The organism is Rahnella perminowiae, assembly GCF_019049695.1.
GTDB lineage: Bacteria > Pseudomonadota > Gammaproteobacteria > Enterobacterales > Enterobacteriaceae > Rahnella > Rahnella perminowiae.
Genome location: NZ_JAFMOT010000151.1, coordinates 12,891 through 26,920 on the forward strand (window position 1 = coordinate 12,891; position 14,030 = coordinate 26,920).

Annotated in this window: 27 protein-coding genes; all 27 read right to left on the bottom strand. The window is 48.5% G+C overall.

Translation table 11 applies throughout. From position 1 onward, the window contains the following. Positions 1 to 13 precede the first annotated feature (13 nt). Entirely contained in the window at positions 14 to 403 is a 390-nt protein-coding gene (rpsK, locus tag J1781_RS02950) for a 30S ribosomal protein S11 (RefSeq protein WP_004929731.1), read from the bottom strand. Positions 404 to 420: 17 nt separating this feature from the next. After that, complete coding sequence (gene rpsM, locus J1781_RS02955) at positions 421 to 777, bottom strand: 30S ribosomal protein S13 (protein WP_013573704.1); 357 nt, start codon at positions 775 to 777, stop codon at positions 421 to 423. A 148-nt stretch (positions 778 to 925) separates the two neighbouring features. Continuing rightward, positions 926 to 1,042, bottom strand: a complete 117-nt coding sequence (rpmJ, locus tag J1781_RS02960) for a 50S ribosomal protein L36 (protein ID WP_012768118.1) — start codon at positions 1,040 to 1,042, stop codon at positions 926 to 928. A gap of 33 nt (positions 1,043 to 1,075) precedes the next feature. After that, the gene (gene secY / locus J1781_RS02965) at positions 1,076 to 2,407 is read right to left on the bottom strand and encodes a preprotein translocase subunit SecY (RefSeq protein ID WP_013573703.1); all 1,332 of its coding nucleotides are present in this window, start codon (positions 2,405 to 2,407) and stop codon (positions 1,076 to 1,078) included. A 7-nt stretch (positions 2,408 to 2,414) separates the two neighbouring features. Then, positions 2,415 to 2,849, bottom strand: coding sequence for a 50S ribosomal protein L15 (rplO, locus tag J1781_RS02970; RefSeq protein WP_013573702.1), 435 nt, complete (start codon positions 2,847 to 2,849; stop codon positions 2,415 to 2,417). Positions 2,850 to 2,852: 3 nt separating this feature from the next. Continuing rightward, a complete protein-coding gene (gene rpmD / locus J1781_RS02975) occupies positions 2,853 to 3,032 on the bottom strand; it encodes a 50S ribosomal protein L30 (protein WP_013573701.1) in 180 nt (59 codons plus the stop codon). Between the two features lie 6 nt (positions 3,033 to 3,038). Beyond that, positions 3,039 to 3,539 (bottom strand): 30S ribosomal protein S5, encoded by a 501-nt coding sequence (rpsE, locus tag J1781_RS02980; RefSeq protein ID WP_013573700.1) that lies wholly within the window; start codon positions 3,537 to 3,539, stop codon positions 3,039 to 3,041. A gap of 14 nt (positions 3,540 to 3,553) precedes the next feature. Continuing rightward, positions 3,554 to 3,907 carry a 50S ribosomal protein L18 gene (rplR, locus tag J1781_RS02985; protein ID WP_013573699.1) on the bottom strand — a complete coding sequence of 118 codons (354 nt, stop codon included), beginning with the start codon at positions 3,905 to 3,907 and terminating at the stop codon, positions 3,554 to 3,556. A gap of 9 nt (positions 3,908 to 3,916) precedes the next feature. Beyond that, positions 3,917 to 4,450, bottom strand: a complete 534-nt coding sequence (gene rplF, locus J1781_RS02990) for a 50S ribosomal protein L6 (RefSeq protein WP_129955648.1) — start codon at positions 4,448 to 4,450, stop codon at positions 3,917 to 3,919. Positions 4,451 to 4,463: 13 nt separating this feature from the next. Beyond that, on the bottom strand, positions 4,464 to 4,856 hold the full coding sequence (gene rpsH, locus J1781_RS02995; protein WP_013573697.1) for a 30S ribosomal protein S8: 393 nt from the start codon (positions 4,854 to 4,856) through the stop codon (positions 4,464 to 4,466). A 33-nt stretch (positions 4,857 to 4,889) separates the two neighbouring features. Next, the gene (rpsN, locus tag J1781_RS03000) at positions 4,890 to 5,195 is read right to left on the bottom strand and encodes a 30S ribosomal protein S14 (protein ID WP_013573696.1); all 306 of its coding nucleotides are present in this window, start codon (positions 5,193 to 5,195) and stop codon (positions 4,890 to 4,892) included. A gap of 13 nt (positions 5,196 to 5,208) precedes the next feature. Then, entirely contained in the window at positions 5,209 to 5,748 is a 540-nt protein-coding gene (rplE, locus tag J1781_RS03005) for a 50S ribosomal protein L5 (protein ID WP_129955647.1), read from the bottom strand. 14 nt (positions 5,749 to 5,762) lie between these two features. Beyond that, the gene (gene rplX / locus J1781_RS03010) at positions 5,763 to 6,077 is read right to left on the bottom strand and encodes a 50S ribosomal protein L24 (RefSeq protein ID WP_095923752.1); all 315 of its coding nucleotides are present in this window, start codon (positions 6,075 to 6,077) and stop codon (positions 5,763 to 5,765) included. A 10-nt stretch (positions 6,078 to 6,087) separates the two neighbouring features. Beyond that, positions 6,088 to 6,459, bottom strand: coding sequence for a 50S ribosomal protein L14 (gene rplN / locus J1781_RS03015; RefSeq protein WP_008457164.1), 372 nt, complete (start codon positions 6,457 to 6,459; stop codon positions 6,088 to 6,090). A gap of 170 nt (positions 6,460 to 6,629) precedes the next feature. After that, entirely contained in the window at positions 6,630 to 6,884 is a 255-nt protein-coding gene (rpsQ, locus tag J1781_RS03020; protein WP_013573693.1) for a 30S ribosomal protein S17, read from the bottom strand. After that, positions 6,884 to 7,075, bottom strand: a complete 192-nt coding sequence (gene rpmC, locus J1781_RS03025; RefSeq protein ID WP_013573692.1) for a 50S ribosomal protein L29 — start codon at positions 7,073 to 7,075, stop codon at positions 6,884 to 6,886. Before rpmC ends, rpsQ begins: the two co-directional genes overlap by 1 nt. After that, a complete protein-coding gene (gene rplP, locus J1781_RS03030; protein ID WP_009639183.1) occupies positions 7,075 to 7,485 on the bottom strand; it encodes a 50S ribosomal protein L16 in 411 nt (136 codons plus the stop codon). Before rplP ends, rpmC begins: the two co-directional genes overlap by 1 nt. A 12-nt stretch (positions 7,486 to 7,497) precedes the next feature. Continuing rightward, positions 7,498 to 8,196, bottom strand: a complete 699-nt coding sequence (gene rpsC, locus J1781_RS03035; protein ID WP_013573691.1) for a 30S ribosomal protein S3 — start codon at positions 8,194 to 8,196, stop codon at positions 7,498 to 7,500. 17 nt (positions 8,197 to 8,213) lie between these two features. Further along, positions 8,214 to 8,546, bottom strand: coding sequence for a 50S ribosomal protein L22 (gene rplV / locus J1781_RS03040; protein ID WP_004391423.1), 333 nt, complete (start codon positions 8,544 to 8,546; stop codon positions 8,214 to 8,216). Positions 8,547 to 8,560: 14 nt separating this feature from the next. After that, complete coding sequence (rpsS, locus tag J1781_RS03045) at positions 8,561 to 8,839, bottom strand: 30S ribosomal protein S19 (protein WP_004929772.1); 279 nt, start codon at positions 8,837 to 8,839, stop codon at positions 8,561 to 8,563. Positions 8,840 to 8,853: 14 nt separating this feature from the next. Further along, positions 8,854 to 9,678: a 50S ribosomal protein L2 gene (rplB, locus tag J1781_RS03050; protein WP_112288137.1), complete on the bottom strand. Its 825-nt coding sequence runs from the start codon at positions 9,676 to 9,678 to the stop codon at positions 8,854 to 8,856. Between the two features lie 18 nt (positions 9,679 to 9,696). Then, entirely contained in the window at positions 9,697 to 9,999 is a 303-nt protein-coding gene (gene rplW / locus J1781_RS03055) for a 50S ribosomal protein L23 (RefSeq protein WP_013573689.1), read from the bottom strand. Then, complete coding sequence (gene rplD / locus J1781_RS03060; RefSeq protein ID WP_013573688.1) at positions 9,996 to 10,601, bottom strand: 50S ribosomal protein L4; 606 nt, start codon at positions 10,599 to 10,601, stop codon at positions 9,996 to 9,998. Before rplD ends, rplW begins: the two co-directional genes overlap by 4 nt. A 16-nt stretch (positions 10,602 to 10,617) precedes the next feature. Continuing rightward, a complete protein-coding gene (gene rplC, locus J1781_RS03065) occupies positions 10,618 to 11,247 on the bottom strand; it encodes a 50S ribosomal protein L3 (RefSeq protein ID WP_013573687.1) in 630 nt (209 codons plus the stop codon). Between the two features lie 33 nt (positions 11,248 to 11,280). Continuing rightward, positions 11,281 to 11,592: a 30S ribosomal protein S10 gene (gene rpsJ / locus J1781_RS03070; protein WP_009639175.1), complete on the bottom strand. Its 312-nt coding sequence runs from the start codon at positions 11,590 to 11,592 to the stop codon at positions 11,281 to 11,283. Positions 11,593 to 11,826: 234 nt separating this feature from the next. After that, the gene (locus J1781_RS03075) at positions 11,827 to 12,312 is read right to left on the bottom strand and encodes a type II secretion system protein GspB, cryptic system variant (protein WP_129992333.1); all 486 of its coding nucleotides are present in this window, start codon (positions 12,310 to 12,312) and stop codon (positions 11,827 to 11,829) included. Positions 12,313 to 12,319: 7 nt separating this feature from the next. Next, entirely contained in the window at positions 12,320 to 13,855 is a 1,536-nt protein-coding gene (locus J1781_RS03080; RefSeq protein WP_217219499.1) for an ExeA family protein, read from the bottom strand. Between the last annotated feature and the right edge of the window lie 175 nt (positions 13,856 to 14,030).

Sequence of the window (14,030 nt, forward strand, 5' to 3'; positions counted from 1 at the left end):
CCTAAAAGCAGCGTTATACGCGACGCTTTTTCGGCGGACGACAACCGTTATGAGGGATAGGAGTCACATCAGTAATATTAGTGATGCGGAAACCAGCCGCGTTTAATGCGCGGATAGTAGACTCACGACCAGGACCAGGTCCTTTAACCATAACTTCCAGATTCTTGATACCGTATTCTTTCACTGCGTCAGCGCAGCGCTCTGCTGCAACCTGAGCTGCGAACGGAGTGGATTTACGAGAACCACGGAAACCGGAACCACCAGCTGTTGCCCAACCCAAAGCATTACCCTGACGATCGGTAATGGTAACAATGGTGTTGTTGAAAGAAGCATGGATATGAGCCACGCCGTCAGAGACTTGTTTTCTTACACGTTTACGTGTACGAACAGGTGCCTTTGCCATTTATTCAATCACCCCGATTATTTCTTGATCGGTTTACGCGGACCCTTACGGGTACGTGCGTTAGTCTTGGTACGCTGACCGCGCACTGGAAGACCACGACGATGACGCAAACCACGATAAGTTCCAAGGTCCATAAGACGCTTGATGCTCAGGGTGACTTCACGACGCAGATCACCTTCAACAATGAACTTGGCAACTTCGTCACGCAGTTTTTCGATTTGCTCTTCAGACAGCTCACTGATCTTAACATTTTCAGCAATACCGGATGCAGCACAGATAGACTGTGAGCGGGTTTTGCCGATGCCGTAGATCGAAGTTAATGCGATCACGGTATGTTTCTGATCAGGAATGTTAATGCCTGCTATACGGGCCACTATGCACTCCTACTATTTATATACGGCAACACCATTCTGAAAAGCCCGTTTTCAGGATACTCAAATAGTATTGCTGCTTACATACAAAAGATTGGCTGGCTAATCTAGCCAGCTCAACCCAACTTTGCAAGAAAAATATGCGAGATAATCAGCCTTGACGCTGTTTATGCTTCGGTTCTGCGCTGCAGATTACGCGAACGATACCGTTACGCTTAACAATTTTGCAGTTACGACATAATTTCTTGACGGAAGCACGAACTTTCATTTTTACTCTCCGTAACTTCGCAAACTCACCAGATTAGCGGTTATAGCCTTTCAGGTTTGCTTTCTTCAATGCAGACTCGTACTGACTTGACATCATCAGAGTTTGCACTTGAGCCATAAAGTCCATGATAACGACGACTACGATCAGTAGAGAAGTACCACCAAAATAGAATGGAACTTTCATCGCGTCACGCATGAACTCCGGGATAAGGCAGATGAAAGTAATATACATTGCACCAATTAAGGTTAAACGAGTCATTACTTTATCGATGTACTTCGCCGTTTGCTCTCCCGGACGAATTCCTGGTACAAATGCACCGGACTTCTTCAGGTTATCTGCTGTCTCCCGCGGGTTGAACACCAACGCAGTATAAAAGAAACAGAAGAAGATGATTGCAGTCGCATAGAGTAACACATAAAGCGGTTGTCCAGGCTGCAAATACAGCGAAATCGTAGTCAGCCAGTTCCAACCAGTCCCGCCCCCAAACCATGATGCAATCGTGGCAGGGAACAGAATAATGCTGGAAGCGAAGATCGCTGGGATTACCCCGGCCATATTCACTTTCAACGGTAAGTGCGTGCTCTGTGCTGCATAGACACGACGACCTTGTTGGCGCTTAGCGTAGTTAACGACGATACGACGTTGACCACGTTCAACAAACACCACAAAGAAAGTCACTGCAAACACTAAAACTGCAACCAACAGCAACAGGAGGAAGTGCAGGTCGCCTTGCCGAGCTTGTTCGATAGTATGTGCAATCGCTGGCGGGAGACCCGCTACGATACCTGCAAAGATTATGATTGAAATACCGTTACCGATACCTCGTTCAGTAATCTGCTCCCCCAGCCACATCAGGAACATTGTCCCAGTCACCAAGCTCACAACTGCAGTAAAGTAGAACGCAAAGCCTGGATTTAACACCAAGCCCTGCATACCAGGCATATTCGGCAGACCGGTAGCAATACCGATCGACTGAAACACTGCCAATACCAGCGTACCGTAACGAGTGTACTGGCTAATCTTACGACGGCCAGCCTCTCCTTCTTTCTTTATTTCTGCTAAAGCTGGATGAACCACCGTTAACAGCTGGATAATGATCGATGCCGAAATGTACGGCATGATCCCCAGAGCAAAGATTGAAGCACGGCTAAGGGCACCACCAGAGAACATGTTAAACATTTCAATGATGGTACCTCTTTGCTGCTCGAGCAATTTGGCAAGTACAGTGGCATCAATACCAGGGATCGGAATAAAAGAGCCGATACGGAAAACAATCAGCGCACCGATAACAAACAAAAGTCTGCGCTTCAGTTCGCCTAGTCCACCCTTGGCACTTTGAAAATCTAATCCCGGTTGCTTAGCCATCTGCTACTTATTCCTCAATTTTACCGCCAGCAGCTTCGATAGCAACACGAGCGCCTTTGGTGACACGCAAACCACGCAGAGTTACCGCACGACCGACTTCGCCAGAAAGGATTACTTTCGCGAACTCGATCTGGATACCAACCACGTTAGCGGCTTTCAGCGCGTTCAGGTCGATCACGTCGCCTTCCACCAGAGCCAGTTCAGACAGACGAACTTCTGCCGTGATCATAGCTTTGCGGGAGGTGAAGCCGAATTTCGGCAAACGACGATATAAAGGCATCTGACCACCTTCAAAACCACGACGTACGCCACCACCAGAACGTGAGTTCTGACCTTTGTGACCACGACCGCCGGTTTTACCCAGGCCAGAACCAATACCACGACCTACACGCCTTGGCGCTTGTTTGGCACCATCAGCCGGAGACAGAGTATTTAAACGCATCTCTTACTCCTCAACCTTAACCATGTAGGAAACCAGGTTGATCATACCGCGTACAGCAGGAGTATCCTCACGCTCAACGGTGTGACCAATGCGACGCAGACCCAGGCCCAGCAGAGTAGCTTTATGCTTCGGCAGACGGCCAATGGAACTGCGAGTTTGTGTAACTTTAATAGTCTTTGCCATGGTTAATTACCCCAGAATTTCTTCAACGGATTTACCACGCTTGGCAGCGACCATTTGTGGGGATTTCATATTTGCCAAAGCATCGATAGTTGCACGAACCACGTTGATCGGGTTGGTAGAACCATAAGCTTTAGCCAATACGTTATGAACCCCTGCAACTTCCAGGACGGCGCGCATTGCACCACCGGCGATAATACCGGTACCTTCGGAAGCCGGCTGCATGAACACACGGGAACCCGTATGAGCACCTTTAACAGGATGCTGCAGGGTGCCGCTATTCAGCGCGACATTCATCATGTTGCGACGGGCTTTTTCCATCGCTTTCTGGATCGCTGCCGGAACTTCGCGTGCTTTGCCGTAGCCAAAACCAACGCGACCGTTACCATCACCAACTACTGTCAGTGCGGTAAAGCTGAAGATACGGCCACCTTTTACGGTTTTAGATACGCGGTTTACCGCGATCAGCTTTTCCTGCAGTTCGCCAGCTTGTTTTTCGATGTGAGCCATCTTAAACCTCTTCCTTAGAACTGAAGGCCAGCTTCACGGGCAGCATCTGCCAGTGCCTGGACTCGACCATGATATTGGAAACCGGAACGGTCAAAGGATACTTTCGTGATCCCTTTTTCCAATGCGCGTTCTGCGATAGCTTTACCTACAGCAGTGGCAGCATCTTTGTTGCCGGTATACTTCAGTTGCTCAGTGATAGTTTTTTCTACAGTAGATGCAGCAACTATTACTTCAGAACCGTTTGGTGCGATGACCTGTGCGTAAATATGACGCGGGGTACGATGTACCACCAGACGAGTCGCACCCAATTCTTTGAGCTTGCGGCGTGCGCGGGTCGCACGACGGATACGAGCAGATTTCTTATCCATAGTGTTACCTTACTTCTTCTTAGCCTCTTTGGTACGCACGACTTCGTCGGCGTAACGGACACCCTTGCCTTTATAAGGCTCAGGACGACGGTAGGCACGTAAATCTGCAGCAACCTGACCAATAACCTGTTTATCAGCGCCTTTCAGCACGATTTCAGTTTGGGTCGGACATTCTGCAGTGATGCCTTCCGGCAGTTGATGATCGACCGGGTGAGAGAAGCCTAAGGCTAAATTCACCACGTTGCCTTTAACAGCAGCACGATAACCAACACCTACCAGTTGAAGCTTTTTAGTGAAGCCGTCGGTAACACCTATAACCATAGAGTTCAACAGTGCACGAGTGGTACCCGCTTGGGCCCAACCGTTTACAGAACCTTCGCGCGGAGCGAAAGTCAGTGTATTTTCTTCCTGTTTAACTACAACAGCGTCATGGATAGTACGTGACAGCTCGCCGTTTTTACCCTTAATCGAAATAACCTGACCGTTGAGTTTTACCTCTACGCCGGCAGGAATGACGACGGGTGCTTTTGCAACACGAGACATTCTTTCCTCCCAATTAAGCTACGTAGCAGATAATCTCGCCACCAAGACCAGCTTGGCGAGCTGCACGATCAGTCATAACACCTTTAGAGGTAGAAATAACAGCGATACCCATACCGGCCATAACTTTTGGCAGCTCATCTTTTTTCTTATAGATGCGCAGGCCTGGACGGCTGATACGTTGAATGCTTTCTACCACTGCCTTACCCTGGAAGTACTTCAGTACTAATTCCAGTTCAGGTTTGGCGTCGCCTTCGATTTTAAATTCTTCAATGTAGCCTTCTTCCTTCAGCACGTTGGCAATAGCCACTTTCAGCTTGGAGGAAGGCATGGTGACCGCAACTTTGTTCGCGGCTTGACCGTTACGGATACGGGTCAGCATATCCGCGATCGGATCTTGCATGCTCATCTGTCTTTACTCCCGTGATTCAATTGGTGACAATTACCAGCTAGCCTTCTTAAGACCCGGAATTTCACCGCGCATAGCGGCTTCACGGACCTTAATACGGCTCAACCCGAACTTCCGCAGGAAAGCATGCGGACGACCAGTTTGACGGCAGCGGTTACGCTGACGAGACGGGCTGGAATCACGCGGCAGAGACTGCAGCTTAAGAACTGCATCCCAACGATCTTCGTCGGATGAGTTCACACCAGAGATAATAGCTTTCAATTCCTCGCGTTTAGCGCGGTATTTATCAGCCAGTTTTACGCGAACGACTTCGCGTGCTTTCATGGATTGCTTAGCCATTAGTAACCCTGCCTTACTTGCGGAACGGGAAGTTAAAGGCTGTCAGCAATGCACGGCCTTCATCATCGGATTTCGCAGTAGTGGTGATAGTAATATCTAAACCACGAACGCGATCGACTTTATCATAATCGATTTCCGGGAAGATGATCTGTTCACGCACGCCCATACTGTAGTTACCACGACCATCGAAAGACTTAGCAGACAAGCCGCGGAAGTCACGAATACGTGGAACAGCAATGGAGACCAGACGCTCAAAGAACTCCCACATGCGTTCGCCGCGGAGGGTTACTTTACAGCCGATCGGATAGCCCTGACGAATTTTGAAGCCTGCAACTGATTTGCGTGCTTTGGTGATCAACGGCTTTTGACCGGAGATTGCTGCCAGGTCAGCTGCTGCGTTATCCAGCAGTTTCTTGTCAGCGATCGCTTCACCAACACCCATGTTCAGGGTGATCTTCTCGACCCGAGGGACTTGCATGACAGAATTGTAACCAAACTCAGTCATGAGTTTTTTTACGACATCGTCTTTGTAGTAATCATGCAGTTTCGCCATCGTACTACTCCAAATTACTTGATAGTTTCGCTGTTAGATTTGAAGAAACGGACTTTTTTGCCGTCTTCGAATCTAAAGCCTACACGGTCCGCCTTGCCAGTAGCCGTGTTGAAGAGAGCAACGTTAGAAACCGGAATTGCAGCTTCTTTTTCAACGATGCCGCCTGGTTGATTCAGGGCCGGTACAGGCTTCTGATGTTTCTTAACCAGGTTGATACCTTCAACAATGACCTTGCCAGAAGACAGGACATTTTTTACTTTACCGCGCTTACCTTTATCTTTACCGGTAAGCAGGATAACTTCGTCATCACGACGGATTTTCGCTGCCATGGTTCGCTCCTTAGAGTACTTCTGGTGCCAGAGAGATAATTTTCATGAACTTCTCATTACGCAGTTCACGAGTTACCGGCCCAAAAATACGCGTGCCGATTGGCTGCTCGCTGTTATTGTTTAAAATAACGCATGCATTACCATCGAAGCGAATGACAGAACCGTCCGGGCGACGAACACCCTTCTTGGTGCGCACCACTACCGCCTTCAGCACATCGCCTTTCTTCACCTTACCGCGAGGAATTGCTTCCTTGATGGTAATTTTGATGATGTCGCCGACGCCTGCGTAGCGACGGTGCGAGCCACCTAGAACCTTGATACACATTACGCGACGTGCACCGGAGTTGTCGGCCACGGTCAGCATAGTCTGTTCTTGGATCATGTTAGTGCTCCGCTAATGTCAACTACAACTTTAGGACCCAGGATAGGTCATTAAGAAATCCCCACAATATGAGGGCGCGGCATTATAACACCGGTTCCCGATTATGGGTAGAAAAAATAAACGGCCCACGTACATGAGCCGTTTATCTATTTTTGAGAGGCGCTACTGTATTACAGAATCGCTTTCTCTACAACGCGAACCAAGGTCCAAGACTTAGTCTTAGACAGTGGACGGCATTCGCTGATTTCCACAACGTCGCCGATACCACATTCATTGTTCTCGTCATGTACGTGCAATTTAGTCGTACGTTTGATGAACTTACCGTAGATCGGGTGTTTCACCACGCGTTCAATCGCAACAACAATGGATTTTTCCATTTTGTTACTGATTACACGACCCTGCAGAGTACGGATCTTGTCAGTCATTACGCACCCGCCTTTTCAGTCAGTAAAGTTTTCACACGTGCAACATCACGACGCACTTGTTTCAACAGGTGTGTTTGCTGCAACTGACCGCTTGCCGTTTGCATGCGCAGGTTAAACTGCTCACGCAAAAGGTTCAGCAACTCAGTGTTCAGCTCTTCCACGCTTTTTTCGCGCAGCTCTTGTGCTTTCATTACATCACCGTCTTAGTTACAAAGGTGGTTTTGATAGGCAGTTTGGCTGCTGCCAGCTGGAAGGCTTCACGAGCCAGCTCTTCAGGCACACCGTCCATTTCGTACAGGACTTTACCAGGCTGGATCAAAGCAACCCAATACTCTACGTTGCCTTTACCTTTACCCATACGAACTTCGAGCGGTTTCTCGGTGATCGGTTTGTCCGGGAATACTCGGATCCAGATCTTACCTTGACGCTTAACTGCACGGGTCATCGCACGACGTGCTGCTTCAATTTGACGAGCAGTCAGACGACCACGGCCAACAGCTTTCAGACCGTAAGTGCCGAAGCTCACATCCGTACCTTGCGCAAGACCACGGTTGCGGCCCTTGTGCACCTTACGGAATTTTGTACGCTTTGGTTGTAACATCAGCGACTCTCCTTACTTGCGGCCTTTACGCTGCTGCTTTTTAGGTTGAGCAGCCGGTTCCGGTTGTTCAACTGCAGCCATACCACCCAGGATCTCACCTTTGAAGATCCATACCTTAACGCCGATTACACCGTAAGTGGTGTGCGCTTCAGATGTGTTGTAATCGATATCCGCACGCAGAGTGTGCAACGGAACACGACCTTCACGGTACCATTCAGTACGCGCGATTTCAGCACCGCCAAGGCGGCCGCTTACTTCAACTTTGATACCTTTAGCGCCAAGACGCATTGCGTTCTGTACTGCACGCTTCATAGCACGACGGAACATAACGCGACGTTCCAGCTGTGAAGTGATGCTGTCAGCAACCAATTTTGCGTCCAGTTCCGGTTTACGGACTTCGGCGATGTTAATCTGCGCAGGAACGCCAGCGATATCCGCTACGACCTTACGCAGTTTTTCGACATCTTCGCCTTTCTTGCCGATAACGATGCCAGGACGAGCAGTGTGGATAGTCACACGGATGCTCTTCGCCGGACGCTCGATAACGATGCGAGAAACGGAAGCTTTCGCCAATTCCTTAGTCAGGAATTGACGAACTTTAAAGTCGCCGTCCAGGTTGTCAGCGAAATCTTTGGTATTTGCATACCAAGTAGAGTTCCAAGGTTTGACAATACCCAGTCGAATACCATTAGGATGTACTTTCTGACCCATTGCTAGTCTCCAGAGTCTCAGCGATCGGACACAACCACAGTAATGTGGCTGGTGCGCTTCAGAATGCGATCTGCACGACCTTTAGCACGCGGCATAATGCGCTTCATGCTTGGGCCTTCGTCTACGAAAATCTTCGTGACTTTCAGATCATCGATGTCAGCGCCATCGTTGTGTTCTGCGTTAGCAATGGCAGACTCCAGCACCTTCTTAACCAGACCAGCAGCTTTCTTGTTGGTGTAGGCCAGAGTTTCCAGAGCTTGCGACACTTTCTTACCGCGAATCAGGTCAGCAACAAGGCGAACCTTCTGAGCAGAAGAACGAGCGTGGCGATGTTTAGCGATAGTTTCCATCTCTTCCTCCTACCTTAGCGCTTTTTAGCTTTTTTATCAGCCGCATGGCCGCGATAAGTACGAGTCGGCGCGAATTCACCCAGTTTGTGACCGACCATTTCATCGGAAACAAATACTGGTACGTGCTGACGACCATTATGGACAGCGATGGTCAAACCGATCATGTTAGGAAAGATCGTTGAACGACGGGACCAAGTGCGCAAAGGCTTCTTGTCACCGCTTTCCACCGCTTTCTCTACCTTCTTCAGCAAGTGCAGGTCAATAAAAGGACCTTTCTTGAGAGAACGTGGCATGGCTTATCCTCTAATTATTTTTTGCTACGGCGACGTACAATGAATTTATCAGTACGCTTGTTGCTACGGGTCTTCTTACCTTTGGTTTGAACGCCCCACGGAGTTACCGGGTGCTTACCAAAGTTACGACCTTCACCACCACCGTGTGGGTGATCGACTGGGTTCATCGCAGTACCGCGAACGGTAGGACGAATACCACGCCAACGAGCAGCACCTGCTTTACCCAGAACGCGAAGCATGTGTTCAGAGTTACCGACTTCACCTAAGGTGGCGCGGCAATCAATCTGAACTTTACGCATTTCGCCAGAGCGCAGACGCAGAGTTACGTAGGAACCGTCACGAGCAACGATCTGAACGTAGGCACCGGCTGAACGAGCCATCTGGCCGCCTTTACCTGGTTTCATTTCTACGTTATGAACCGTTGAACCTACTGGGATGTTGCGCATAGGCAGGGTGTTACCTGTCTTGATTGCAGCATCAACACCAGATTGGATCTGGTCACCCACTTTCAGGCCTTTCGGCGCCAGGATGTAACGGCGTTCGCCGTCTTTGTACAGAACCAGCGCGATATTCGCGGAACGGTTCGGATCGTACTCCAGACGCTCAACCACTGCAGCGATACCATCTTTGTTGCGTTTGAAGTCAACCAGACGATAATGCTGTTTGTGGCCACCACCGATATGACGGGTGGTGATACGGCCATTGTTGTTACGGCCACCGCTTTTGCTCAGTTTTTCAAGCAGCGGAGCATAAGGTTTACCCTTGTGCAGCTCAGGGTTAACCACTTTAACAACGTGGCGACGACCCGGAGATGTAGGTTTACATTTAACAATTGCCATTGTTCTTACTCCTCCGACTTACTCAGCGCCGCTGATGAAGTCCAGATTCTGGCCTTCTTTCAGGGTTACGTAAGCTTTTTTCCAGTCGCTACGACGACCAACACGCTGACCGTGACGTTTAACTTTGCCTTTAACCAGCAAAGTGTTCACATCTTCGACTTCGACTTCAAACAGTTTCGAAACCGCAGCTTTGATTTCCGCTTTAGTCGCGTCTTTGGCAACTTTGAGAACGATGGTGTTGTTCTTTTCCATCGCAGTAGACGCTTTTTCAGAAACGTGCGGCGCGCGCAGCACTTTCAGCAGACGTTCTTCACGAATCATGCCAGCATCTCCTCAACTTGCTTCACAGCGTCAGCAGTCATAACTACTTTGTCGAAGGCGATCAGGCTTACTGGATCGATACCTGCTACATCGCGAACGTCAACCTTGTACAGGTTACGTGCGGCCAGGAACAGATTCTCGTCGACTTCGCCAGTTACAATCAGCACGTCTTCCAGAGCCATGTCTTTCAGTTTCTGTGCCAGCAGCTTAGTTTTAGGCGCTTCTACAGAGAACGTCTCGACAACGATCAAACGATCTTGACGTACCAGTTCGGACAGAATGCTTTTCAGCGCGCCGCGGTACATCTTTTTATTTACTTTTTGACTGTGGTCCTGTGGCTTTGCAGCGAAGGTTACACCACCGGAACGCCAGATCGGGCTCTTAACAGAACCTGAACGCGCACGGCCAGTACCTTTCTGACGCCAAGGTTTTTTACCGGAACCGGTTACTTCAGCACGGGTCTTCTGAGCGCGAGTACCTTGACGGGCACCTGCTGCATAAGCAACAACGACCTGGTGTACCAGCGCTTCATTGAAATCACGCCCGAAGGTAGTTTCGGAAACAGTCAGCGCGCTCTGCGCGTCTTTCACTACTAATTCCATTCCTATCTCCTCGACGTTAAGCCTTAACAGCAGGTTTAACGATCAGGTTGCCACCGGTAGCACCCGGAACAGCACCCTTGACCAGCAGCAGGTTGCGCTCAGCGTCAACACGTACTACGTCCAGGCTTTGAACGGTTACACGCTCGTTACCCAGTTGGCCTGCCATTTTCTTGCCTTTGAACACTTTGCCCGGAGTCTGGTTCTGACCGATAGAACCCGGAACACGGTGAGACAAGGAGTTACCATGGGTAGCGTCTTGGGTACGGAAATTCCAGCGCTTAACTGTGCCAGCAAAACCTTTACCTTTAGAAGTACCGGTAACATCAACTTTCTTAACGTCTGCGAAAATTTCAACGCTAATGTTCTGACCTGCAGTAAATTCTTCACCTTCTGCAAGGCGGAATTCCCACAGACCGCGGCCAGCTTCTACGCCAGCTTTAGCGAAGTGACCCGCTTCTGGTTTGGTTACACGGTTAGCTTTTTTGCTACCAGTAGTAACCTGTACAGCGCGGTAACCGTCGTTGTCCAGGTCTTTGACCTGAGTAACGCGGTTTGCTTCAATTTCGATAACGGTTACAGGGATAGAAACGCCATCTTCAGTGAAGATACGAGTCATACCCACTTTCTTACCGACTAAACCAATCATTGTTTCAACCTCTCAATCGCTCAATGACCCTGATTAACCCAGGCTGATCTGCACGTCTACACCAGCAGCCAGATCCAGACGCATCAGAGCATCAACGGTTTTCTCGGTTGGCTCAACGATGTCAACCAGACGCTTGTGAGTGCGAATTTCATACTGATCGCGCGCATCTTTATTGACGTGCGGAGAAATCAGAATGGTAAAGCGCTCTTTGCGGGTCGGCAGCGGGATTGGACCACGAACTTGCGCACCAGTGCGCTTCGCAGTCTCAACGATTTCCGCAGTTGATTGATCGATCAGACGATGATCAAACGCTTTCAGGCGGATACGGATTCTTTGGTTCTGCATGAGACCAGAGCTCCAATTATTTTAAACGTAAATAATTACTCCTCAAACCCATTTCGATTGATGGGAGAGTGTAATCGTTCTTCACATAACCCCCATATCGGGAGTATTGTTGACCGGCAAGTAAACTTATCGGCCATCTGATTCTCATTGAATCAGACCTACCAAGATTAGGTAAGCCCGCGCATTATACTTAAACACCCGCAAGAAGCAATCTGAACTATAAAGAAAATGCTTTTATTTTGCGCTCTTCTCTTCTTGCTGCTGCTCCTGCATTGCTTTTTTCAGCCATTCTTGTAAGGGCATGTCAGGGCTTCCCTCCTCTAACTTGATGATTTGACTCTCATCACTTTCATCTGGCGGCGCCCCTTCCTGAGACTCAGTCTCCATAGATGAAGTTTCTTCAGGCAGTTCTTCCTCCGCATTTGCGTTGTCATCTGTATAGGCAGTCTGGCTAACAGCAGGCAGTGCTTTGTTCTTATAAATGTAATGCAACGGAGATTGATGATAAGGAAGAGGGGAATCTTCACTGATTTCTATACGGTGGCTTTGCCAGTTAAGGTAACTTATATGAAGATAAGTCCCGGCCACCGCGCCAGCCAACAAACATAGGCTACTTAGCATCAGGCAATACACGTTTTTTCTGAGCGGACGATGGACCGTCACCTTCACCTTTTGTTTGTTTAAATGGCTTGTGTAAGCCGATAAATGAATATTTTGCATTTTTATTTTAAAGCTCTTCTTTTGTAAGCAGTACTGGCATGTTGCCGGTACGTTTAGCGATTTGCATCAGGGTGCCTTTGCCTACCCTTCCATCAACAACAAGATCTTCCCGTTGCTGGAATAATTTAATCTTCTCAATCAAATCCTTGTCCCACCGACCCGTTTTGCTGAATGGCTGGTTCAGGATTTTACTCAACGTCATATCCAGCCAGGCGGTATCAGCTTCCGAACTCGTATTGTTGATGGTGTTTTTACCACTTGGAGTCTGCGGGAATAGTTGGATATATTCGCCGCCCCAGACTTCGTTAAACCAGCTGCGCTGAACTGTCCACGTTTCATCTTTAATAAGAATATCTAACGTCTCATCCGTGACCTTCACAACGGTAACGTAGACGGACTGCTTATCTGTTGTAATCGGACTCACCCATGGGATGCCTTCCTGCACTAAAGCCTCTAATGTCGCCTTACCCTTTTTACACGTGAGCTGTGCACGCACGGCCTGATCACAGAACGCATCATCAGTCGGCACATCATAGCCCCATACCTTAAAGAGCTGGCGCATGCCATTACGCTCATTACTGCCAACATCATTCAGTGTCTTGGCCGCTGCAGGGGTTTCATGAAGTCTTTCGGAAAGCGTCAACGTCAGCGGAAGGTATGGCTTTGCATAACTGAAATAAGTCCATCCCAACACACCGCCAAAAAGCATGTAACACGCGATGAGTAGCGTGAGACATTTCTTTTTGCCAGGAGAGAGCCCCCGGGTTTCGACACAAACTTTCATTTGCCGGTAAGTGACTGACTGCGTTTTTTCTGCATATGCGCTGTTAAGTGAATCTGCTGCCAGCGCATTAATAAGCTGGAACCTCCCACCAGAAGCACTCTGCAACAATTCAATGGCCGCTTTGTTAAAAATGCCCTCTTCCCCTCCGGCTGCTTGCAGTCTTTGGGACAGATAATCCGATGTTTCGGCGAAATTCATCGGAGAAAGTGAATAAACCGCATGGGGTATCCCCTTCTTATGCCGCCTGCTGCCTGCGCCTCCCTTATGTTCTTCTACTAACAGGAACGAGACGCGCAGAGATTGCGGATACGCTTTGAATGTCCGTAAAAATTCATAACTTTCTGCCGTGAGGTTTTCAGCATTATCAACGACAACCAGCCATGGCTCTGTGATATTTCCATGATGCTCAAAGGATTCTGCGATTCGCATGGTTACAATCGAGGGCGGTAATGCGCGCCATTTTTTCAACTGAAAACAACAAGCTAGCAATTGCCCCAAACTCTCGCTGTCTGCTCCGTTCAAGGAAGCCGCACTTAAATGTAATACCCGGCGCTGGCTCCTTCGGGCAATCTCATGCGCCAGTCGTGTTTTGCCAACGCCTTTATTACCACTGAGTATCGCGACACCTCCCAGATTGAGCTTCTGCAGAATGAAATCCTGGGCGGCTAATAAACGTATATTATTGAAATAATTACCATCCTCAAAAGGAGAGGTGATGAATTTAAAGTAATCACAGTACATACCAATGTCCATAACCATTTATACATTCAATGAATGTTTTTAAATAAAAAAAACCGAAAGAGGAATAAATCTGAAAATCAAGAAACACAACCTCATTCATATTGAACATGTATTAATGTGAATCAATGTTTTTCTACGTATAATATAGCTTAATAAGTAACCCACTGGAATAATGAAAGCACAAAGGAATGAT